This is a genomic window from Paraburkholderia sp. CHISQ3, assembly GCF_030464945.1.
GTDB classification, from domain to species: Bacteria; Pseudomonadota; Gammaproteobacteria; order Burkholderiales; family Burkholderiaceae; genus Paraburkholderia; species Paraburkholderia megapolitana.
The window spans coordinates 28822-49788 of sequence record NZ_JALPRG010000019.1 but is presented as its reverse complement, the minus strand read 5'-3'; the positions used below and the strand labels follow the sequence as shown (position 1 = coordinate 49788).

The window sequence follows — 20967 nt, the reverse complement described above, 5'->3', positions numbered from 1 at the left end:
GGCTGCCCGCATTCCCCCGGCTCCTTACCCGCCGCTACTGGGGCGGCGGGCAGGGAGGCGTCATGTGGTTGCGCTCAGGATGCGTGTGCTGCATCCCCTCACTGGACAAATGCGCCGACGGTGAAGTACGGGGCCGACGGCGTCGTCAGATCGAGGTAGCCGAACACGCCGCCCGTGAAGATGAACTTCCCGGTTGGTGTGCTACCCGCTGCGGCGCTCGTTACCGACGACGTCACGATGCCCGGTACGGTCTGCGCGTAGTTCAGGTTCAGCGCCGTCGCGAGCGATGCCTGCGAGGGCTGGAACGGATCGAGCAACGTCGCTTGAGTACCTGCAATGGCTGTCGTGCGATAGTCGAACTGGCTGTCTACCCCGATGTACTCGCCGTCTTGCGAACCGCTGGCGATGGTCGTCTGCGGCGCGAGGATCGAGATACCCGATTCGTCGTCCGCGTACGGGCCTGTCGGCGACGAACTGGCCGCGCCCGTGCGGACCAGGATCGGCACGTTCTGGCCGCGCAGCTTGCCGACGATCATGTAGCCCTTCGCTTGCGGCGTGGCCGAGAGCGTCGGTTTGGCCTGACCGAGGAAGCCGTTGGTGACGAATGCACCGCTGCCATCCGGCGACTGCGTGAAGTTCGAGCCGGCTTGCTGGGTGATGCCCGCGTTGACACCGCTAATGTCGGTCTCGGTCCACGTGCCGTCGGCGTTGATGACGATCGTCGAATTGACGGCCACCGGCGCGAAGGATTGCGACGGAATCTGGTGGTAGCCGACCTGGTTGTACGTGCCCGCTACGTTGGCCAGGTTCGTTTCCAGCGTCGAGAAGCCGATGAACGGGTAGTACGGGAACTTCGTGTCAGGCACTGCACCGGTGCCGAGCACCCCGCCGAACGAAATTTCCGCCCCCGGAATCGTGCCGCCCGCAACGCCTTCACCGATGAAGACACGCGCGATACGGGTTGGGTCCAGGCTCGCGCCGTTCAGACGGTACGCGCACTGGTTCAACTTCTGCGTCGGCAGTGTCGTTTCCTGCGTCATCGTGCCGCTCGCCGTCTGGCCTGCGCGGGTCGGCATGACCGTACCCACCGTGGCCGGAACCGGCGATTCGACATAGCTGACCTGCCAGGTCATCTTCGTCGTGTCGATCTGCAGCTTGGCGAGTTCGCCGTCGCCACCTCCGCCGGTGTAGACCGTGGTGTAGTCGAGCGTAGCCGGACAGAGCCTGACCTCCGGTGTCGGCGGTGGATCGTTGCCGCCACCGCTACACGCCCCGAGAAGCGGCGCAGCAAGAGCGAGCGCCGAGACGATTTTCCATTCCATACCGCGCCTCCTATCCTATGTTTTGTTTGTGAGCAGCCAGCTCCCTGTCCAGCCGCCTCTTGCTTTAATTCACTGCTGCCACTGTCCCCGCCTGCATCGCGGCTATTTGCTATCTATTTGCTGATTTGGGCTCCGACGCCGAAGTACGGCATGTTTGGCGTGGCGTTCGCAATGGCGGACGTCGGGGTGATCCCGCTGTTCACCGAATCGTTCGAGTTACCCTGGATTTCAATCGCATAGAGACCACCTGAAGCGATCGCATAGCCCGTTTTGCTTGACGACGCAGTGACGCCGATGAGCCCGGGGCTCGACAGACCGTAGTTCAGGGTGAACCCGTCTTCGGTTTGCGACGTGCTCGGATTAAGGAACGAGGCCGTCGTGCCCTGGACCAGCGTCGCCGTGTACTTGAAGTTGGAGTCGGCGCCGACGTAACCGCCGTCGAAGCCGCCTGATGCGATCGGCGTCGCTTTTGCTAGCAGCGAAATACCGGATTCGTCGTCGACCTGTGCGTCGGCGTAGAGCGGTGGCGTACCGAGATTGACGGCACCTGTGCGAACCACTAGTGGCACCGTTGCACCGTTGATCTGACCCAGCACCATGTGCGCAACGCCGGTTCTTGGCGAGCTTGGTCCGAGGCCGAGAGGACGCTTGAACTGCGCAAGGATCTGCGGTGCCTGCTGGCTGTCGAAATAGCCGCTGCTGTTCACCGTCCACGCGTTACCGGTGGTCAGGCAACCTGTCGAGCTGGCGGTACCATTTGCAGGCACCGGGCTCGACGATGTGCAGCCACCGTTCGCGTCGAAGGTTTCGACCACGTTGGTTGCCACGGTCTGATAGCTGCCCGACGGCACGAGGTGATACAGCAAGCCGTTATAGGTGCCGGGCAACTTGGAGATGTCGGTAGTCGTGCTAGCGAAGCCGAGGAACGGATAGAAATCGAAATGCCGATTCGGCACCGCGCCCACGTTGGTAGCAACCGTGACACCCAGCAAGCTGGGATTTACGCCATTGAACTGGACAGTCGCGCCAGGAATCCCACCACCCGCCACCCCAAGACCCACAAGAATCATCGGCGGATTAGCCTGATTGAACGAAGCCGCGGTGCTGTAAGTCGAGCCGTCGACCGAAGCTGTCCCGCTGCCAGGCGTGAGGATGAACGCGCAGCGGATCTGCTCGGCGGTCGGCAGTGCGCCGGTAGGCGGATGCGCCACGGCGCCCGTGATCTGCACGCCTGCACGCGACGGCGTTACCGTGCCGGTGTGCAGCGGAATCGGCGACTCGAGCCACTTCAGCGTGTAGGTCATCGCTTGCGCGTCGATGTTCAACGACACCACTTCGCCGCTGCCCGCACCGCCAAGGTAAGTGCTCTTCACGATATCGCCAGTCGCAGGACACAGCGCGCCAGCGGTGGTGCTGGAGCCGGAACCACTACCTGAGCCCGCGCCTGACGTAGGCGGACCCTGTACGCCACAACTCGCTCCCGAGCATTGAGCGGAATTGATCGGCCCTGGATTGCCGGCGTTACCGCCTCCACAGGCGACCATCAGGGGCGCTGCGCAAACGGCTAGAGCAACGCCTCTGAAAATGGCGTACGACATGCTGCTGTCTCCCTTCTTTAATTGTGCGATGTAATTTCGCCGCGCTTAAAAGGGCTGTCAATTGATAGAACCGTCTAAAAAGATCGATTCAAACAACTCTTGATTCGCGCAACTCGCACTACAGCGAGCGTGCCGGGCCTTTTAAACAAAAAACGATTTTTCAGCGAACACACAACATCGTTGCTTTGCAGCACGCGCCTGTCGGGCAACGGCGCCGGCAAAATGGCTCTATCATCTTCGAACGATCGTTCGTGAAAAAGCCAGTGCTTTCCCTAAGACGAAAAAACTATGCGAAGCGAATCGGAAGTGAGGAATGAATTACCGGCCGGTAATCATGCGGGATGATTAAAGACTATTTGGGTTTTTACGGATCGGCGGGTTAACGCCCATTCGATAATGCGTAATTGCGGGCAAAAAAACAGCCGGCATTTTGAAAGCCGGCTGCGGGTTCGAAACGATTCTTGCCGGATCTGTCCGGCGTCTCGATTAGCGTTTCAGACCGGTGTCTTCGGTGACGCCGATGCTCAGGTTCATGCACTGGATCGCCGCGCCCGATGCACCCTTGCCGAGGTTATCGAGCCGCGCGACGGTGACGAAGTGCTCGTCGTTGCCGAACACGAAGAGATCGACGCGATTGGTGTCGTTGGCTGCCTGAACGTCGAAGAAGCCGTCGTCGAGATTCTCGTTCGCATTGAACGGCGCAACGTTCACGAACGCTTCGCCGGCGTAGTACTCGGCGAACAGCGCCTGCACGTCTTGCGGCTTTGCGTTCTTCGCGAGCTGACCGGGCGAGAAGTACGTCGTGACCGCGAGACCCTTGTAGAAATCGCCGACGATCGGTGTGAAGAGCGGTGCCGCTTTCAGACCCGTATGCGCGGCCATTTCCGGCAGATGCTTGTGGGTCAGCGCCAGCGCATAGGCGCGCGGGCTTTTCAGCTTCGCATTGCCGGCGGCTTCGTACTCCGCAATCATTTTCTTGCCGCCGCCGCTGTAGCCGGTGATCGAGTAGCTGTGCGCGGCGAAATCGGCTGACACGATGCCGCCTTCCACGAGCGGGCGCATGGCCAGCACGAATGCCGATGCGTGACAGCCCGGCACGGCGATGCGCTTCGAGCCGCGAACCCGTTCGCGTTGCGCGCGGTTTAGCTCGGGCAGACCGTAGGCCCAGTCGGCGCTGGTGCGAAACGCCGTACTCGCATCGATCAGCACCGTGTGGTCGTTGTCGACGAGCGTGGCCGATTCGCGCGACGCAACGTCGGGCAGGCACAGGAACGTCACATCCGATGCGTTGATGAGACGGCGGCGTTCATCGAGATCCTTGCGCTTCGCTTCGTCGATACGCAGGATTTCCACGTCGGCGCGCGCTGACAGGTATTCGAAGATCTTCAGGCCGGTGGTGCCTTCCTGTCCGTCGACAAAAACTTTCGTGCTCATCTCATTCTCACTGGCTAGCTGGAAGACGGGCGCCGTAGCGCCGGACCGACATTTTAAGACCGTTTGGCCGGCGGGTGCGACGATGTGTGCGGCAGTCGGCAAAAAACACGTTATGCACGCGGTTGCGTGCCGTTGACGGCGCATTCGCGGGGCATCGACGGCATTCCGTGTGCTGCAACGTCGATGCTAGCGGCCGTAAGTGACAGTCATGCGTGCGTAGCCGAGCGTCGCCGTCGAGATCTCGTGATCGAACATCAGCGCAGGACGCCCTTGCGCGAGCCGCAGGTCGACGGTGTCGAGCGCGTAGACGGTGACGATGTAGTGGTGCGGCTTGCCGGGCGGCGGGCAGGGGCCGCTGTAGCCTTCGTCGTCGAAATCGTTGCGCGCCTCGACGGCGCCGAGTTTCTTCAGCAGACCCGATGCGCTCGCATTCTCAGGCAACTGCTCGACCGTGGCGGGAATCCCGGCGACCGCCCAGTGCCACCAGCCGCGGCCCGGCGCATCGGGATCGAAGACGGTGACGGCGAAGCTGCGCGTGCCGGTGGGCGGGTCTTGCCACGACAGTTGCGGCGAGCGGTTGCCGCCCTTGCAATCGTCCTGGCCGTACACCTGAGCGGTGTCGACGGTGCCGCCGTTGTGAAAGCTTGCACTGGTGAGCGAGAACGGCCCTTCGGCGAGCGCATGTGGACCGTGGGCGGTGACGAGCGCGAGGCCGAGCAGCAGCAACCCGAAAGACGGCAACCGTGGACGGGGCGACGCAAGCGAAACGACCAGGTAGCGCGGGCGCATGTGCCGGTTCTCCTCAGAAGGGCGTGCAGCGATCTTCGATCATTGTCCCTATTTTCTGCCCCGAACGCGATTGGCGTCCAACATTCCGCGCGGAAAGGCTCGCAGGTAGGCTCCCGGCCAATGAGTTCGGCTATAGTCTGGCGAACAAATCGATTGATTGCTTTTTCGATCGCATCCGTCGAGGACGGTCAGCGCATCGAACGAACGCCCGGGGTAAGCAGTGCGACAGAGCGAAAGAAAGCGCGCGATTCAGCTGCCGGTCAGGGTCGTGCTGGCCGACGACCATCCGGTGCTACTGGTGGGTGTCGAGCAGGCACTTCAGGCGTTCCCGGATATCAAGGTGGTGGCATGCGTGCGCCAGTCGACCGATCTGATCCACGTGCTGCAGAACACGCGCTGCGACGCGCTCGTGACCGACCTCGCGATGCCCGGCGGTCAGTATGGCGATGGCCTGCCGCTGATCGTCTATCTGCGCCGCCACTTCCCCACGCTGCCGGTCGTCGTACTGACGATGCTCGAAAACGTCGCGCTGCTCAAGCGACTGCGCGAACTCGGGGTGCTGGGGATCGTGAGCAAGTCCGATGCGTTGAGCCACGTCGGGCTCGCGGTCCTCTACACGACTCGCGGTAGCGAGTATCTGGGCCCCGCGGTCGCGGCATCGCTCGATGCAACGCGCCCCGACAGCGATCGCGCTGCCGCCGAAGCGATGCTGTCGACACGCGAGCTCGAAGTGGTGCGGCTGCTCGTGTCGGGTATGACGCCCACGGGAATCGCCGCACTGCTGAAGCGCAGCATCAAGACCATCAGCACGCAAAAGAAGGCCGCCATGCGCAAGCTCGGGCTGGCGCACGACGCGCAGCTCTTCCAGTATGCGCAGCACAACGGGCTGTTGAATCTGTCGCCGCACATGCACATGTCGGAAATCGCCGACGATCAAGCGAGCGCTCCGTAGCCGGCAGCGGACTGGCTTCAAAAAGAAAGGCCGCCTGTCGTGACTCGTGGCGACGGGCGGCCTTACGTTTTTGCTACGGCAGCGGCCCGTAACCGCCGGGCCGGGACTTCGCTGCGCTTACTGCGGCGCAGCCGTCGCCCCGCCGTGCGCAGCGGACCATTCGGCCGGCGCGTGCAGGAATTTCTCGACTTCGTCGAGCGTCTTCGTTTCGAAGTAGCCCGCTTCCTTCGCGACACGCAGGACGTCCCACCACGTGGCGAGCGCGTGCAGGTCGACGTCGATGTCCTTCAGGACCGACACGCTTTCCTTGAAGATGTTGTAGTGGAACAGCACGAAGCAGTGGTTCACCGTTGCGCCGGCCGTGCGCAGCGCATTGATGAAGTTGATCTTGCTGCGGCTGTCGGTGGTCAGGTCTTCGACGAGCAGCACGCGCTGGCCTTCGGTCAGCAGCCCTTCGATCTGCGCGTTGCGCCCGAATCCCTTCGGCTTCTTGCGCACGTATTGCATCGGCACCATCAGGCGGTCGGACAGCCACGCGGCAAACGGGATGCCGGCAGTTTCGCCACCGGCGACCGCGTCGATCTGCTCGTAACCGACATCGCGCAGGATGGTCGCTTCGGCCATGTCCATCAGGCCGCGGCGCACGCGCGGGTAGGAGATCAGCTTGCGGCAGTCGATATAGACCGGGCTCGCCCAGCCGGACGTGAAGATGTACGGTTTCTCGGCGTTGAAGTGCACGGCCTGCACTTCGAGCAGCATGCGCGCGGTGGTGTCGGAGATCGTCTGGCGATCGAAGCCTGTCATGGGCGGATCCTTGGTATGAGCGGGAGGGTGGGCGCGGGGCCCGATGGCGCGGCAAATGGTGCTCGGGGCATTCGGGCGGCGTTCCGGGTCTGGCGACCGGGCGGAACACACGGCCCGGTATGTGAGACCGGTTTGCTGCGCGCGTAGGCCGACATTTTACCCGATTCGGGTCGGAGGCAGAAGGTCGCGTTGGGCCGGCATGCATTACACTCACGCGATTTTCATGGTCCGGCGCGCGCATATCGATCGTGTTGCGCCGACAAGGTGTCCTCGATGAGCGTCGTTCCGTCTTCTTCCCCTTCGCCCGCTTCCGCCGTTACCGTGCGGCGTGGCCACGCCGGTCGCGCGCTGCTCGCTTCGGTGCTCGGCTACGCGATGGACGGCTTCGACCTGCTGATCCTCGGTTTCATGCTGCCGGTCATCGCCGCCGATCTGCATCTGTCGTCGGCCCAGGCCGGTTCGCTCGTGACGTGGACGCTGATCGGCGCCGTAGCGGGCGGCTTGATCTTCGGCGTGTTGAGCGATTACTTCGGCCGGGTGCGCATGCTGACGTGGACGATCCTGATCTTCGCGGTGTTCACCGGGTTGTGCGCACTTGCGCAGGGTTATGCGGATCTGCTGCTGTACCGGACGATCGCGGGCATCGGGCTCGGCGGCGAATTCGGTATCGGCATGACGCTCGTCGCCGAAGCGTGGCCGGCCGAGCGGCGGGCGCGTGTGTCGTCGTATGTCGGGCTCGGCTGGCAGCTCGGCGTGCTGGCCGCGGCGTTGCTGACGCCGCTGCTGCTGCCGCTGATCGGTTGGCGTGGCATGTTCGCGGTCGGTCTGTTGCCCGCTGTCGTGTCGTTCGTCGTACGGCGGCGCGTCGAAGAGCCCGCACTTTTCACCGAGCGCGCTGCGCACCGCCGCAGCACGACCGGCAACGCACGCCGCCCGCTGCCGCTCAAAAGCCTGATCGTCGATCGGCGTAGCACCTGCGCGAGCGTCGGCATCGCGATCCTCTGCTCGGTGCAAAACTTCGGCTACTACGGCCTGATGATCTGGCTGCCGAGCTATCTGTCGAAAACCTTCGGCTATTCGCTGACGAAATCCGGTCTCTGGACCGCGGCAACGGTTGTCGGAATGGGCGCGGGCATCTGGCTGTTCGGCATCGCCGCCGACCGGTTTGGTCGCAAGCCGACGTTTCTCGCCTATCAGGCCGGCGCCATCGTCATGGTGTTTGTCTATGCGCAACTCACTACGCCGCTCGCGCTGCTGGTGGGCGGCGCGATCATGGGGGTGTTCGTCAACGGGATGATTGGCGGATATGGCGCGCTGATTTCCGAGCTGTATCCGACCGAGGCGCGCGCCACCGCGCAGAACGTGTTGTTCAACATCGGTCGCGCGGTCGGCGGTTTTGGGCCGGTGGCGGTTGGCGCGCTTGCGGCACGCTTTTCGTTCGGTGTCGCGCTCGGCATGCTCGCGTCGATCTATGCGCTGGACATACTGGCGACGCTTTTTCTGATTCCCGAACGTCGGGGTGCCGCGCTGGAGTAGGCCCGCCAACCCGCCGCCGCAAGATGATCGGCGCCCTTTGCACAGCCGCCTATCCGTTATAGCCCCAGGCGCCGCGACACGCCTGCGGTGTACACTAACCGACCCGCATCTCCCTGCGTCATCTGCCTTCCGCCGAGGTTCAATGCCGCGCCCAACCGGCGCACGCGCGAACCGCCGCACAGTCGACTACCCCCTCGATACATGCAAGCGAAAAGGCCCTCATGACGCGATGCGCCGGACCCAATTTCTCTCGCCTCGCAGGCCAAAAATGGACGAACAACTGAAGCAAAGCGCTCTCGCGTATCACCAGAATCCGAAGCCCGGCAAGATCTCGGTCACGCCGACCAAGCCGCTATCGAACCAGCTCGATCTGTCGCTCGCGTATTCGCCGGGCGTCGCTGCCGCATGCATGGCGATCTACGAGGAACCGCTCGACGCGCAGAAGTACACCTCGCGCGGCAACCTCGTCGGCGTGGTGACGAACGGCACCGCGGTGCTCGGCCTCGGCAACATCGGACCGCTCGCCGCGAAGCCGGTGATGGAAGGCAAGGGCTGCCTGTTCAAGAAATTCGCGGGCATCGACGTGTTCGACATCGAACTGGCCGAGACCGACCCGGACAAGCTCGTCGATGCGATCGCGATGCTCGAACCGACGCTCGGCGGCATCAACCTCGAAGACATCAAGGCGCCGGAGTGCTTCTACATCGAGAAGAAGCTGCGCGAGCGCATGAAGATTCCAGTGTTTCACGACGATCAGCACGGTACCGCGATCATCGCGTCGGCGGCGATTCTCAATGGTCTGAAGGTGGTCGACAAGAAGCTCGACGAAGTGAAGCTGGTCTGTTCGGGTGCGGGTGCTGCAGCGATCGCGTGTCTGGACCTGCTGGTGCACCTCGGGCTGTCGAAGAAGAACGTACTCGTCGCCGATTCCAAGGGTGTGATCTACGAAGGACGCGGCAATCTCGATCCGTCGAAGGAACGTTACGCAGCGAACACCGATGCGCGCACGCTGGCCGACGCGATTCGCGGCGCCGATGTGTTCCTCGGCTGTTCGAGCGCCGGCGTGCTGAAGCCGGAGATGGTCGTGGAGATGGGCACGCGCCCGCTGATCCTCGCGCTTGCCAACCCGGAGCCGGAAATCCGCCCGGAAGACGCAAAGAGAGTGCGCCCGGACGCGATAATCGCGACAGGCCGTTCGGACTATCCGAACCAGGTCAACAACGTGCTGTGCTTTCCGTTTATTTTCCGCGGCGCGCTCGACGTCGGTGCAACGACGATCACGGAAGAAATGAAGCTCGCCTGCGTGCGCGCGATCGCGGAACTCGCCGAAGAGACCGATCAGGGCGATGAGGTCGCAAAAGCGTATGAAGGACATTCGCTGGAATTCGGCCCGGACTACCTGATTCCGAAGCCGTTCGATCCGCGCCTGATCATCAAGATCGCGCCCGCCGTCGCGCAAGCCGCAATGGATTCGGGCGTGGCGACGCGACCGATCAAGGACATGGACGCGTACCGCGAGGAACTCGGCACGACGGTGTACCGCACGGGCATGGTGATGCGTCCGGTGTTCGCCGCCGCGAAGTCGGAGCCGGCGCGGATCGTGTTCGCGGAAGGCGAGGACGAGCGCGTGCTGCGCGCCGCGCAGTTCGTGCTGCTCGAGAAGATCGCGAAGCCGATCATCATCGGCCGGCCGGCGGTGATCGAGATGCGTCTGCAGAAGATGGGCTCGAAGCTCAAGTGCGGCGAGGACTTCGAGATCGTCAATCCGGAAGACGATCCGCGCTTCCAGAAATGCTGGCAGGCGTATCACGAGATCGGCGCACGCGAAGGCGTGACGCCAGAACTCGCGAAGGCCGCGATGCGCAAATCCAACACGCTGATCGGCGCGATCCTCGTGCGTCTCGGCGACGCGGACGGCATGATCTGCGGGATGATCGACAACTATCACAGTCATCTGAAGTTCGTCGAGCAGGTGCTTGGCAAGGCGGAGAACGTGCAGAACTTCGCCGCGATGAATCTGCTGATGTTGCCGGGCCGCAATCTGTTCATCTGCGATACGTACGTCAACGAAGTGCCGACTGCCGAGCAGCTCGCCGACATGACGATCCTCGCCGCGCGTGAAATCGAGAAGTTCGGTATTACGCCGAAGGTCGCGTTGCTGTCGAATTCGAACTTCGGCAGCATTCCCTCGGCTTCGTCGCAGCGTATGGCGGCGGCGCGCAAGCTGATCGCCGAACGCGCACCGACGCTCGAGATCGACGGTGAAATGCACGGCGATGCGGCGTTGTCGGAGGCGGTCCGCAAGGCCGCGTTTCCGGGCTCGACGCTGAGCGGCGAAGCGAACCTGCTGATCATGCCGAACGTCGAGGCAGCGAACATCACGTACAACCTGCTGAAGATGATCGGTGGCGATGGTGTGACGGTTGGTCCGTTCCTGCTCGGCGCGGAAAGGCCGGTGCACATCCTGACGCCGGCTGCGACCGTGCGGCGGATCATCAACATGACGGCGGTTGCTTCGGCTAACGCGAACGTGCAGCGGGCGGCGGCGAAGTAAGCTGCCAATTCACGCTGCGCGCGCTCGGTGAGGAAAGCCGGGCGCGCGATAAAAGAGAAGGGCGCCACGTCATTTCAGACGTGGCGCCCTTATTTCATGCGTGGTTTTCGCAGGATCGTTGCGGGGCTTGCGCGACACACCGCTCGTCATCCGGTTCCGGTGCGCGCTACCCGAAAGTGAAAGGGCGCTACGTCAGCTTCGACGTAGCGCCCTTGTTCACCGGCGATCCTTATCGGACCGCTGCAGGCTTAAGCGATTAGGCGACGTGCCGCTCGCCAGTCCCTTCCGGCGCCCGCCATTTCGCAAGCAACGCGGTCCACTTCGTCCGCACGCCCTTCAGGTTGTTTTCCTTCACGTGACCGTAGCCGCGAATGCCGTCGGGCAGGCTGGCGAGTTCGATGGCGAGAGCGCGCTTCTGCGGACTCAAACTGCCCACTAGTTCACGAACCAGCGCTTCGTACTCGCCGATCAGCGCCCGTTCGGTACGACGCTCTTCGGTTTTGCCGAATACATCGAGGCCGGTGCCGCGCAGGAACTTGAACTTCGCGAGCACGCGCATCGCGCTGAACACCCACGGACCGTACTGCTTCTTCACGAGATGGCCGTGCGAATCCTTCTTCGAGAACGCCGGCGGCGCGAGATACAGCTTGAGCTTCCAGTCGCCTTCGAAGTTTGCCTTCAGCTTCTCGACGAAGGCCGGGTCGGCATACAGACGCGCGACTTCGTACTCGTCCTTGTAGGCCATCAGCTTGTGCAGATTCTTCGCGACGGCTTCGGTGAGCGGCAACTGGCTGTCGATAGAATCAAGCGACGTTTCCGCTGCCCGTACCTCATCGACGAGCTTGCGATAGCGCGCCGCATACGCGTCGTTCTGGTAAGCGGTCAGATACTGCACGCGTTTGTCGATCAGCGTGTCGAGCGCTTTCGGCGTATGCAGCGAGATGATCTTGCTGCTTGCCGTATCGGTGGCTTCTTCGCTGCGGCCCTGCAGGTTCGCGAGCTTGCTGACGCCGGCAGGGTCGTGCGCGGTGCGGCGACCCCATTCGAATGCTGCGCGGTTCTTGTCGACCTGCACGGCGTTCAGTTCGATCGCGCGGATCAACGATTCGTGCGTGAGCGGAATCCAGCCGCGCTGCCACGCGTAACCAAGCATGAACGGATTCGTGTAGATCGCATCGCCGAGCAGCGCAAGCGCGAAGCGGTTTGCGTCGACGGCGGAAACACCGTCGTCGCCGGCACCGGCGCGCACGTCGGCTTCGGCGCTGGCCCCAGGGAAACGCCAGTTCGGGTTCTTGATGAACTCGGCGGTCGGCGTGGCTGCGCTGTTCAACACGACGCGTGTGCGTCCACCCTGCATCCGCGACACACATTCGTCGCTGGCGGTGACGATCGCATCGCAACCGATCACGAGGCTCGCTTCACCCATCGCGATACGCGTGGCGTGGATGTCGGCGGGCTGGTTCGCAATCTGTACGTGGCTCATCACGGCGCCGCCCTTCTGGGCGAGGCCGGTGACGTCGAGTACCGTCACACCCTTGTTCTCGAGGTGCGCGGCCATGCCGAGCAGCGCACCGATCGTCACAACGCCGGTACCACCGACGCCCGTGATCAGCACGCCATACGGACGACCGATTGCCGGCACTTGCGGATCCGGCACGGGTGCCAACGTGTCGCTAGCCACGCCGCCGGCTGCTTTCGGTTTGCGCAGTTGACCGCCTTCGACCGAGACAAAGCTCGGGCAAAAACCCTTCAGGCAAGAGAAGTCTTTGTTGCAGGTGGACTGATTGATCTGGCGTTTCGTGCCGTACTCGGTTTCGAGCGGCTCGACCGACAGGCAGTTCGACTGCACCGAGCAATCGCCGCAACCTTCGCAGACTGCATCGTTGATCACGACGCGCTTCGCCGGATCGGGGTACGCATTGCGTTTGCGGCGGCGGCGCTTTTCGGTTGCGCAGGTCTGGTCGTAAATCAGGATCGTCGTGCCGGCGATTTCACGCAGCTCGCGCTGCACGTCGTCTAGCTGGTCGCGATGATGGATCGTCACGCCCGCTGCGAGCTGCTGCATCGCGCCCTGGTACTTCTGCGGCTCGTCGGTGACGATCACGATTTTCGTCGCGCCTTCGGCAGCGAGCTGCAACGTGATCTGCGGCACGGTCAGCGTGCCGTCAACCGGCTGGCCGCCGGTCATCGCGACCGCATCGTTGTAGAGGATCTTGTAGGTGATGTTCGCCTTCGACGCGATCGCCGCGCGGATCGCGAGCAGACCCGAGTGGAAGTACGTGCCGTCACCGAGATTCGCGAACACGTGCTTGTCGTTCGTGAACGGCGCCTGACCGGTCCACGCGACGCCTTCGCCGCCCATCTGGCTGAAGGTGGTCGTGCTGCGATCCATCCACACGGTCATGTAGTGGCAGCCGATACCGGCCATCGCACGCGAGCCTTCCGGCACGGCGGTCGACGTGTTGTGCGGGCAACCGGAACAGAACCACGGCTTGCGCTCGACTTCGACGCGCGGCCGAGCGAGCGCTTTTTCCTTCGCTTCGATCACGGCAATGCGCGTCGCGATGCGTGCGCGGACGTCGGACGGCAGGTCGAACTTGTCGAGCCGTGTCGCGATCGCTTTCGCGATGATCGCCGGCGACAGTTCGTAGTGCGCGGGCAGCAACCACTTGCCCATCGGCACCGACCATTCGCCACCGGCGCCGTCCTTCTCGTCGAACTTGCCGTACACGCGCGGCCGTTGTGTGTCGGGCCAGTTGTACAGCTCTTCCTTGATCGCGTATTCGAGAATCTGGCGCTTTTCTTCGATCACGAGGATTTCGTCGAGACCGCGCGCGAACGCTTGCGCGCCTTGTGCTTCGAGCGGCCAGACGCATCCGACCTTATAAAGCCGGATGCCGATGCGCGCACAGGTTTCGTCGTCGAGACCGAGGTCGGTCAGCGCCTGGCGTACATCCAGATACGCCTTGCCCGCGGTCATGATGCCGAAGCGCGCGTGCGGCGAATCGATCTCGACGCGATCGAGCTTGTTCGCACGGACGTACGCGAGCGCCGCATACCATTTGTAGTCAAGCAGACGCGCTTCCTGCACGAGCGGCGGATCGGGCCAGCGGATGTTGAGGCCGCCGTCGGGCATGGCGAAATCGGACGGCAGGATGATCTGCGTGCGGTGCGGATCGATATCGACCGAAGCCGACGATTCGACCACGTCGGTCACGCACTTCATCGCGGCCCAGAGGCCGGAGTAACGGCTCATCGCCCAGCCGTGCAGGCCGAAGTCGAGATATTCCTGCACGTTCGACGGAAACAGCACCGGCAGGCCGCATGCCTTGAACATGTGCTCGGACTGGTGCGCGAGCGTCGAGGATTTCGCGGCATGATCGTCGCCGGCGAGCACGAGGACGCCGCCGTGTTTCGACGAACCGGCCGAGTTGCCGTGCTTGAACACGTCGCCGGAACGGTCCACACCGGGACCTTTGCCGTACCACATCGAGAACACGCCGTCGTAGCGTGCGCTGGGATAGAGATTGACCTGCTGCGAACCCCACACGGCGGTGGCGGCGAGGTCTTCATTGACGCCGGGCTGGAACACGACCTGGTGTGCGGCCAGATGCTGCTTGGCTTTCCACAGTGACAGATCGAGACCGCCGAGCGGAGACCCGCGGTAGCCGGAAATGAACCCTGCTGTATTGAGTCCGGCAGCCTTGTCGCGTTCTTGTTGCAGCATCGGCAGACGGACCAGCGCCTGGATGCCGCTCATATACGCGCGGCCGCGTTCGAGGGTGTATTTGTCGTCGAGCGTGACGGAAGATAGCGCAGCTTCGAGCGATGCTCGCTGATCTGCGTCTAGCGGGGCATTCATTATGTGTACTCCTCCACCCAGTTTGGGATCGCCAAAACAAAATTGCAGGGCCTCGACATCTTGTGAATGCTTTGGCCGGGGCCGACATATTGCCGACTTTCCGGCGATGGTAGCACTGGTAGAAACCCGCCGCATTGCAGCCAAAAATGCGGCGCTGCGGCATCGATTTCTACCGTCGATATTGCGTCTTATTGCGACTGTATGACACGCAATGTGTCGAGATGAATCTTGCTGTAACAGCCTGTAAAACCACTGCTAATTCATGAACCCGACTTGAAATGCCGGTCTAATACCCCACCTGTAGCCACTGCGCAGACTCCGCCATACGTTGCGGGGGCCTGCCGGGACAGGCAGTTGATAAAGGAGTACGCATGAACAAACGACACATCCAGACCTTCCTGACGGTCTCGGCCGCTTTTTTTGCCATCAGCGCGCCGCTACGTTCGAATGCCACGGAAAGTGCATCTGCCGGAACGCTCGCTCATACGACGCATGTTGTCCCATGTCTGGGCAGCATGGACCGCTCGTGTGCAGGCGTCACCGTCGACCACGACGGCCAGCAAAAGTGAGGTAGCGCGCAGGCGCTGCATCGTCCCATTTTCTAGCTGAAGCCTTCGAGGCTTTGGCACTTAGTCAAAAAGCGAAGATCAATCGATCTTCGCTTTTTTTATGCGCAACGCTTTACGTGTTGTCCTTCACGACACCGCGGCGGATCTGATCGAGTTCGATCGATTCGAACAGCGCCTTGAAGTTGCCTTCACCGAAGCCCTGGTTGCCCTTGCGCTGGATGATCTCGAAGAAGATCGGGCCGATCTGGTTTTCCGTGAAGATCTGCAGCAGCAGGTCTTCGCGTGCACCGTCGATCAGGATCTTGCGCTTACGCAGTTCGTCGAGCGGCTCGCCGTGGTTCGGCACACGGCGGTCGACCAGTTCGTAATACGTGTCGATCGTGTCGAGCAGCGAGATCTTCGACGCGCGCAGCCCGTCGACGGTGCGGCAGATGTCGTTGCTACCGAGCGCGATGTGCTGGATGCCTTCGCCGTGATACGCGTCGAGGTATTCCTGGATCTGCCCCGACGTTTCCGAACCTTCTTCGTTGATCGGAATCCGGATCTTGCCGCACGGCGAGGTCATCGCCTTCGACTTCACGCCCGTCACCTTGCCTTCGATATCGAAGTAACGCACTTCGCGGAAATTGAACAGCCGCTCGTAGAACTCCGCCCATTCCTGCATGCGGCCGCGATGCACGTTGTGCGTCAGGTGGTCGATGTAGGTGAGGCCGTGGCCGGCGGGGTTCGGGTTCGCACCGGGGATCGGTTCGAAGTCGACGTCGTAGATGCCGATGTCGCCGATGCTGTTCGGCTGCGCACCGTTCTTGCCGCGCCAGCGGTCGACGAAATAGATCAGCGAGTCGCCGATGCCCTTGATCGCCGGGATGTTCAGTTCCATCGGGCCGGTCTTGTTGTCGAAGCCCCATGCGCCGAGATCGAGCGCATGCCGGTACGCCTTCCCTGCGTCCTGTACGCGAAACGCGATCGCGCAGATCGACGGACCGTGCAGGCGCGCGAAGCGCTGCGCGAACGAGTCCGGTTCGGCATTCACGATGAAGTTGATTTCGCCCTGGCGGTACAGCGTCACGTCCTTGTGACGATGCCGCGCGATCGCGGTGAAGCCCATCTGCTCGAACAGCTTGCCGAGCGCTTTCGGATCGGGTGCGGTGTATTCGATGAACTCGAAGCCGTCGGTGCCGACGGGGTTGTCCCAGGTTGAAACCTGCATGTCTGTCTCCTCTGTCGGGCGCGTACCGCGATGGAATGACGCAAGTGTAAGTCGCCAGATAGGGAGAAAGCTTGCGAACTTAAGTGGAGATCACTAGGATTGCGCTATTTAATAGCTGTGATTCGATAATCGAAGGCAGAAAATGGCTGACATCGAGATAGATGCAATCGACCGGCGGATTCTTGCCATCCTGCAGGAGAACGGCCGGCTGTCGAACCAGGACATCGCGGAGCGCATCAATCTGTCGCCTAGCCCATGTCTACGGCGCATTCGTCGGCTTGAAGAGAGCGGGGTGATCCGCGGCTATGTTGCGTTGCTCGATCCGCAGCGGCTTGGACTAGCGCTGCTCGCGTACGTCGATGTGCGGCTGGAAAAACGCGGCGGACCGGCGGTGAGCGTGCGCAGCGACGGCAGCACGTCGAGGCGTCCCGGTGCGACGCATGCGGAACTGTTCCGCGCGGCCGTGCAGGCATGGCCCGAAGTCGTGGCGTGCCACGCGATGACCGGCGACATGGATTACATGCTGCGGGTACACGTCGAAGACATGGCGCACTTCTCGCGCTTCATGCAGGATCAGTTGCTGCATCATCCGTCGGTGATCGACGTCAAGACCAGCTTTTCGCTGGATACGATCAAGGAAACGACGGCACTGCCGATTCTCTAGGCACGCGCCACAGTGGCTTCGGGCGGACTGTGCGGACATAAAAAAAGCGGCCGAAGCCGCTTTTTTCCTCATCGGTCGGGGTGGCCCGCGCCTTACGCCGCCGCCGCCGTGGGCAGAAACGATTCAAGCAGCATCGACGCCCGGCGTGCCTGCCGCTTGAGCGCGTAGTCGAACACCGCAGCCTGTTCCTGCAGCATTTCGCTGAGGATGCTCGACTGGTCTGCCGGCGACAACGTCAGGTACGCATCGGCTTCGCCATACGCGTACTCGATCTTCATGCCGGCCTTTCTCGCGATGTGCATCATCGTCGAGTTGCGCGACAGGCAGTGCATATAGAGCGTCGTCACGTGCGTATTGCGGCTGCGGATCGCAGCGCGTTCGAACAGCTTCGAACCGGCACCCTGGCCGCGCGCGCTTTCCAGCACCGACACGCCGAATTCGGCGGTGCGCTTTTCGCCGTCGGCGGGCAGGTAGGCCAGATGGCCGACGCCGGCGAGCTGCAACTGGCTGTCGAACACACCGAACACGGTGTCGCGCGAGAAATCGATTGCGCGGACGTAGTGTTCGATCACGTGGTTCGGCACGACCTGGCCGAAGCGCAGCAGACGGTCTTCTTCGTTCAGCGCGAGGAAGTGGGTGAGCAGACGGTCGCGGTCGGCGGAAGTGAGTTCCCGGACGAGAGCAGGCGCGCGACTGCCGGCCTGCAACAGGCGATCGGATGTCACGATCGGCTCATCGCCGCGGTTAGCGAGCTTGTTCATGGACGGTTCTCCTTTTCAGACGGACAGCATGATGCGATGCACCAAGCATTGTAGTCGAACCGTCAGGATGAACCTAGGGAAAACCCTGAATTTGCTGGAGGGGATGTTCTAGAACGTTATTTTATGACGCTCAAGTATATGATTTTATTGAATTTGTTCGTTTAACTACATTCGGCCGATGAATCGCCATTTGCCGACTGGGTGGTCGAAAAAATGCTGCCGTGCCGCATTTCGTGGCTAACCGAGCCCGTGCTCGATCATTCCGACCACCTGTTCCGCAAACTCCTGGTACCCCATCCGGCCACCCGGTTTGAGCCAGGTAAAGGTCCAGTTGATCATGCCGAACACCATCATCGTTAGCGCGGTCTGGTTGTCGCGGGTGCTGCGCTCGGGGTAGGCACGCGTCAACTGGCGCGCGAACGCGGCGACCACGTCGCGCTGACGGTTCAGGATGACTTCACGCTGCGTATCGACCAGATACTTCACGTCGTTCAGCAGCGCCACGTGCCGGCTGTGCGAGGTCTCGTACTCGGTGAGGAACGCGCGGACCAGCTCGGCGAAGGTTTCGCGCTCGGTCAGGCCGCGCCGCTGGCTGGCGCCTTCGACCTCCGCGATGATCAGCATCAGCCGCTTCGTGTAGCGGTCGAGCAGATCGAACAGGATCGCTTCCTTGCTCGCGTAGTAGTGATAGAGGCGTGCTTTCGACGTACCGCTCGCGGCGGCGAGGTCCGCCATCGAGGTGCTCGGATAGCTGGTCTGCGCGAATTTTTCGGCGGCCAGATCGAGGATCTGTTCGCGTTGTGTTTCGTGATCGGGCGCTCGGGTGCGGGCCATGGTTCTGGACGGTCAGTCGGGGCAGGTGGAAAGGGCGGCGCATTGCGCGGCGCCTGCGGCGCACAGTTCGAGCGTACGCCATGACGATGCATCGCCGCGCAGCCGGACGCGGCCGGTTGCCGCGAGTTCGCGGCAACGCCACAGCGCAACGCCGTCGCTGATGAGAAAGCCGATGTTGGCCGACATCAGCGCCGCGGCGAGGCGGGCGGCTGGTTGCCAGGCGCCGGTGGCCTGGCCGAGCAGGAAGCTGTCGAGTTCGCCGAAGCTGCCGCTCGTGAACGTGTTGTCGCGCAGGCGCCGTGTCTCGCCGTTCGCCTGCTTCACTTCCTGCCATTCAAGCGCGAGCCGGCTGATGCGCAGCACGGAGATCGGCGCTGCGTCGCGCAGATGCGCGCGCAGTACCGCCGGCGCGAACATGCCGACGGAAGTCGCCTGATCGGCGCGGCTATGCGCCCAGGCGCCAGGGTCGGTCAGATCACCGATCGACAGGCGCACTTCGTTCAACCGCTGAGGGCTGTTGCGCAGGTGGTAGCAGACCCGCCGCAGCGTCAACTGATCGGCGGCGCTTTGCGCATGCCAGATCACCACATGTGAGTCGGCGGCGACAAGTCGTTCCAGCTCGGCGGCCTGGCCGGCGAACTCGCCGATGAAGTCGCGTGTGCCGTCGGTGCTGACGCGTTGCCAGAACTCCGCGCGTATATCGGGCGATTCATCGGCGCCGCGCAGAGGCCCGACGGCGAGATCGTCGCGCAGCGCGAGCACACGGTCGTCGCGGTTCGCTTCGCGTAGAGCGCCGCGCAGCGATTCCGCCGCTACGTCGCCATTGGTTATGTGGATTGTGCTCATCGAAAGCTGATTGCCCACTCCGTGAAAAAGGCCGCTCACAGCCGGAATGGAGTCCCGGACGTGAGCGGCCCCTAGTGTAAGCGGATCGCGACCGCGCCGGAAGCGGCGCAGTGGGCGTTCGAAGGTGTGCGCGGGTGATTGTCTAGCGTTCGTCGTAGCTGACTACGACGCGCTCGCTCACCGGATGGCACTGGCACGTGAGCACGAAGCCGTCGCGCACTTCGTGTTCTTCCAGCGTGTAGTTCTTGTCCATCGTCACTTCGCCTTCCAGCACCTTCGCGCGGCAGGTACAGCAGACGCCGCCCTTGCAGGCGTACGGCAACGCGAGACCGGCGCGCAGTCCGACGTCGAGTACGCTCACGCCCTTGTAGGGCAGACGCAGCTTGCGCCGTTTGCCATCGAGAACGATTTCGAGGTCGGCAGCCGGGGTGTTGTCGGTGATTTCGACGATCGGTGCGCCGGCCTGCGGCAGCGGTGTGCCGAAACGCTCGACGTGCACTTGCGCCGGCGCAACGCCGGCCGTTTTCAGTGCGTTTTCGGCGGCGTCCATCATCGGTGCGGGGCCGCAGATGAACGCTTCGTCGATCGAATCGGCCGGCACGAGCGTGTTCAGGAAGTCCATGCACTTCTGCTGATCGAGCACGCCGTTGAACAGCTCGACATCCTGGATGTCATCGGACAGCACGTGATAGAGCACGAAGCGGTTCATGAAGCGGTTCTTCAGGTCTTCGAGCTCTTCGGCAAACATGATCGCGTCGACGCTGCGATTACCGTAAACCAGCGTGAACGTGCTGCGCGGCTCGATTTCGAGCGTCGTCTTGATGATCGCGAGCACCGGCGTGATGCCCGAGCCGCCCGAAAATGCGACGTACTGTTTCCCCTGGCCTGCGTTCAGGTGGGTGAAGAAGCGGCCGTCGGGTGTCATCACATCGATCGTGTGGCCCGGCTGCAATGTGTCGAACGCGAAGTTCGAAAAGCGGCCGCCACGCACTCGCTTGATACCGACGCGCAGTTCGCCGTCGCGGTCGTAATCGGTGACGCCGACGCAGATCGAATACGAGCGACGCGTTTCCTCACCGTCGATGTGCGTTTTCAGCGTCACGAACTGACCTTGCGTGAAGCGATACAGCTCGCGCAGGGACTCGGGGACTTCGAAGGCGACCGAGACCGCGTCGGCGGTTTCGGGACGGACTTCCCGGATGCGCAGCGAATGGAATTGCGGGGTGGCCATA

General features: G+C 62.6%; 16 protein-coding genes. 5 read left to right on the top strand and 11 right to left on the bottom strand.

The window, feature by feature from the left end; all coding sequences use genetic code 11:
• Window positions 1–98 precede the first annotated feature (98 nt).
• The 4 genes from M0D65_RS32070 to M0D65_RS32055 all read right to left on the bottom strand — a co-directional run bounded on the left by M0D65_RS32070 (window position 99) and on the right by M0D65_RS32055 (window position 5143).
• Window positions 99–1322 (bottom strand): DUF2957 domain-containing protein, encoded by a 1224-nt coding sequence (locus tag M0D65_RS32070; RefSeq protein ID WP_266256058.1) that lies wholly within the window; start codon window positions 1320–1322, stop codon window positions 99–101.
• Between the two features lie 113 nt (window positions 1323–1435).
• Window positions 1436–2920 carry a DUF2957 domain-containing protein gene (locus M0D65_RS32065; protein WP_266256057.1) on the bottom strand — a complete coding sequence of 495 codons (1485 nt, stop codon included), beginning with the start codon at window positions 2918–2920 and terminating at the stop codon, window positions 1436–1438.
• A 486-nt stretch (window positions 2921–3406) separates the two neighbouring features.
• Window positions 3407–4354, bottom strand: a complete 948-nt coding sequence (argC, locus tag M0D65_RS32060; RefSeq protein ID WP_266256056.1) for an N-acetyl-gamma-glutamyl-phosphate reductase — start codon at window positions 4352–4354, stop codon at window positions 3407–3409.
• A gap of 186 nt (window positions 4355–4540) precedes the next feature.
• On the bottom strand, window positions 4541–5143 hold the full coding sequence (locus tag M0D65_RS32055; RefSeq protein ID WP_266256055.1) for a YbhB/YbcL family Raf kinase inhibitor-like protein: 603 nt from the start codon (window positions 5141–5143) through the stop codon (window positions 4541–4543).
• A 247-nt stretch (window positions 5144–5390) separates the two neighbouring features.
• Between M0D65_RS32055 and M0D65_RS32050 the strand changes: the two genes are divergently transcribed.
• On the top strand, window positions 5391–6095 hold the full coding sequence (locus M0D65_RS32050) for a response regulator (RefSeq protein WP_266256074.1): 705 nt from the start codon (window positions 5391–5393) through the stop codon (window positions 6093–6095).
• A 117-nt stretch (window positions 6096–6212) separates the two neighbouring features.
• Here the strand turns inward: M0D65_RS32050 and M0D65_RS32045 are convergent, their stop codons facing one another.
• Entirely contained in the window at window positions 6213–6899 is a 687-nt protein-coding gene (locus tag M0D65_RS32045) for an orotate phosphoribosyltransferase (RefSeq protein WP_091017462.1), read from the bottom strand.
• 273 nt (window positions 6900–7172) lie between these two features.
• Here M0D65_RS32045 and M0D65_RS32040 point away from each other — a divergent pair, with 273 nt between their 5' ends.
• Window positions 7173–8435, top strand: a complete 1263-nt coding sequence (locus M0D65_RS32040; protein ID WP_266256054.1) for an MFS transporter — start codon at window positions 7173–7175, stop codon at window positions 8433–8435.
• A 268-nt stretch (window positions 8436–8703) separates the two neighbouring features.
• Complete coding sequence (locus tag M0D65_RS32035) at window positions 8704–10989, top strand: NADP-dependent malic enzyme (RefSeq protein WP_266256053.1); 2286 nt, start codon at window positions 8704–8706, stop codon at window positions 10987–10989.
• Window positions 10990–11245: 256 nt separating this feature from the next.
• On the opposite strand, the gene M0D65_RS32030 is transcribed toward M0D65_RS32035, so the two are convergent.
• Window positions 11246–14851 carry an indolepyruvate ferredoxin oxidoreductase family protein gene (locus M0D65_RS32030; protein WP_091017466.1) on the bottom strand — a complete coding sequence of 1202 codons (3606 nt, stop codon included), beginning with the start codon at window positions 14849–14851 and terminating at the stop codon, window positions 11246–11248.
• 371 nt (window positions 14852–15222) lie between these two features.
• On the opposite strand from M0D65_RS32030, the gene M0D65_RS32025 reads away from it, so the two are divergent.
• Window positions 15223–15420 carry a hypothetical protein gene (locus M0D65_RS32025; RefSeq protein WP_091017468.1) on the top strand — a complete coding sequence of 66 codons (198 nt, stop codon included), beginning with the start codon at window positions 15223–15225 and terminating at the stop codon, window positions 15418–15420.
• A gap of 112 nt (window positions 15421–15532) precedes the next feature.
• Here M0D65_RS32025 and hppD read toward each other — a convergent pair whose 3' ends face one another.
• Complete coding sequence (gene hppD / locus M0D65_RS32020; RefSeq protein ID WP_266256052.1) at window positions 15533–16630, bottom strand: 4-hydroxyphenylpyruvate dioxygenase; 1098 nt, start codon at window positions 16628–16630, stop codon at window positions 15533–15535.
• A 142-nt stretch (window positions 16631–16772) separates the two neighbouring features.
• Here hppD and M0D65_RS32015 point away from each other — a divergent pair, with 142 nt between their 5' ends.
• Window positions 16773–17294, top strand: coding sequence for an Lrp/AsnC family transcriptional regulator (locus M0D65_RS32015; RefSeq protein ID WP_091017472.1), 522 nt, complete (start codon window positions 16773–16775; stop codon window positions 17292–17294).
• Window positions 17295–17386: 92 nt separating this feature from the next.
• Here the strand turns inward: M0D65_RS32015 and M0D65_RS32010 are convergent, their stop codons facing one another.
• The 4 genes from M0D65_RS32010 to paaE all read right to left on the bottom strand — a co-directional run bounded on the left by M0D65_RS32010 (window position 17387) and on the right by paaE (window position 20966).
• Complete coding sequence (locus M0D65_RS32010; protein ID WP_096722353.1) at window positions 17387–18055, bottom strand: GNAT family N-acetyltransferase; 669 nt, start codon at window positions 18053–18055, stop codon at window positions 17387–17389.
• A gap of 237 nt (window positions 18056–18292) precedes the next feature.
• Window positions 18293–18889, bottom strand: a complete 597-nt coding sequence (locus M0D65_RS32005; protein WP_096722355.1) for a TetR/AcrR family transcriptional regulator — start codon at window positions 18887–18889, stop codon at window positions 18293–18295.
• 12 nt (window positions 18890–18901) lie between these two features.
• Complete coding sequence (locus tag M0D65_RS32000; RefSeq protein ID WP_266256051.1) at window positions 18902–19735, bottom strand: DUF1835 domain-containing protein; 834 nt, start codon at window positions 19733–19735, stop codon at window positions 18902–18904.
• Between the two features lie 142 nt (window positions 19736–19877).
• Window positions 19878–20966: a 1,2-phenylacetyl-CoA epoxidase subunit PaaE gene (gene paaE, locus M0D65_RS31995; protein WP_091017482.1), complete on the bottom strand. Its 1089-nt coding sequence runs from the start codon at window positions 20964–20966 to the stop codon at window positions 19878–19880.
• Window position 20967 lies beyond the last annotated feature (1 nt).

What these genes read in the sequence shown, in the direction of transcription:
- M0D65_RS32070 (WP_266256058.1), bottom strand. Translation starts at nt 1,322, where the DNA reads ATGGAATGGAAAATCGTCTCGGCGCTCGCTCTTGCTGCGCCGCTTCTC.
- M0D65_RS32065 (WP_266256057.1), bottom strand. Translation starts at nt 2,920, where the DNA reads ATGTCGTACGCCATTTTCAGAGGCGTTGCTCTAGCCGTTTGCGCAGCG.
- argC (WP_266256056.1), bottom strand. Translation starts at nt 4,354, where the DNA reads ATGAGCACGAAAGTTTTTGTCGACGGACAGGAAGGCACCACCGGCCTG.
- M0D65_RS32055 (WP_266256055.1), bottom strand. Translation starts at nt 5,143, where the DNA reads ATGCGCCCGCGCTACCTGGTCGTTTCGCTTGCGTCGCCCCGTCCACGG.
- M0D65_RS32045 (WP_091017462.1), bottom strand. Translation starts at nt 6,899, where the DNA reads ATGACAGGCTTCGATCGCCAGACGATCTCCGACACCACCGCGCGCATG.
- M0D65_RS32040 (WP_266256054.1), top strand. Translation starts at nt 7,173, where the DNA reads ATGAGCGTCGTTCCGTCTTCTTCCCCTTCGCCCGCTTCCGCCGTTACC.
- M0D65_RS32035 (WP_266256053.1), top strand. Translation starts at nt 8,704, where the DNA reads ATGGACGAACAACTGAAGCAAAGCGCTCTCGCGTATCACCAGAATCCG.
- M0D65_RS32030 (WP_091017466.1), bottom strand. Translation starts at nt 14,851, where the DNA reads ATGAATGCCCCGCTAGACGCAGATCAGCGAGCATCGCTCGAAGCTGCG.
- M0D65_RS32025 (WP_091017468.1), top strand. Translation starts at nt 15,223, where the DNA reads ATGAACAAACGACACATCCAGACCTTCCTGACGGTCTCGGCCGCTTTT.
- hppD (WP_266256052.1), bottom strand. Translation starts at nt 16,630, where the DNA reads ATGCAGGTTTCAACCTGGGACAACCCCGTCGGCACCGACGGCTTCGAG.
- M0D65_RS32015 (WP_091017472.1), top strand. Translation starts at nt 16,773, where the DNA reads ATGGCTGACATCGAGATAGATGCAATCGACCGGCGGATTCTTGCCATC.
- M0D65_RS32010 (WP_096722353.1), bottom strand. Translation starts at nt 18,055, where the DNA reads ATGAACAAGCTCGCTAACCGCGGCGATGAGCCGATCGTGACATCCGAT.
- M0D65_RS32005 (WP_096722355.1), bottom strand. Translation starts at nt 18,889, where the DNA reads ATGGCCCGCACCCGAGCGCCCGATCACGAAACACAACGCGAACAGATC.
- M0D65_RS32000 (WP_266256051.1), bottom strand. Translation starts at nt 19,735, where the DNA reads ATGAGCACAATCCACATAACCAATGGCGACGTAGCGGCGGAATCGCTG.
- paaE (WP_091017482.1), bottom strand. Translation starts at nt 20,966, where the DNA reads ATGGCCACCCCGCAATTCCATTCGCTGCGCATCCGGGAAGTCCGTCCC.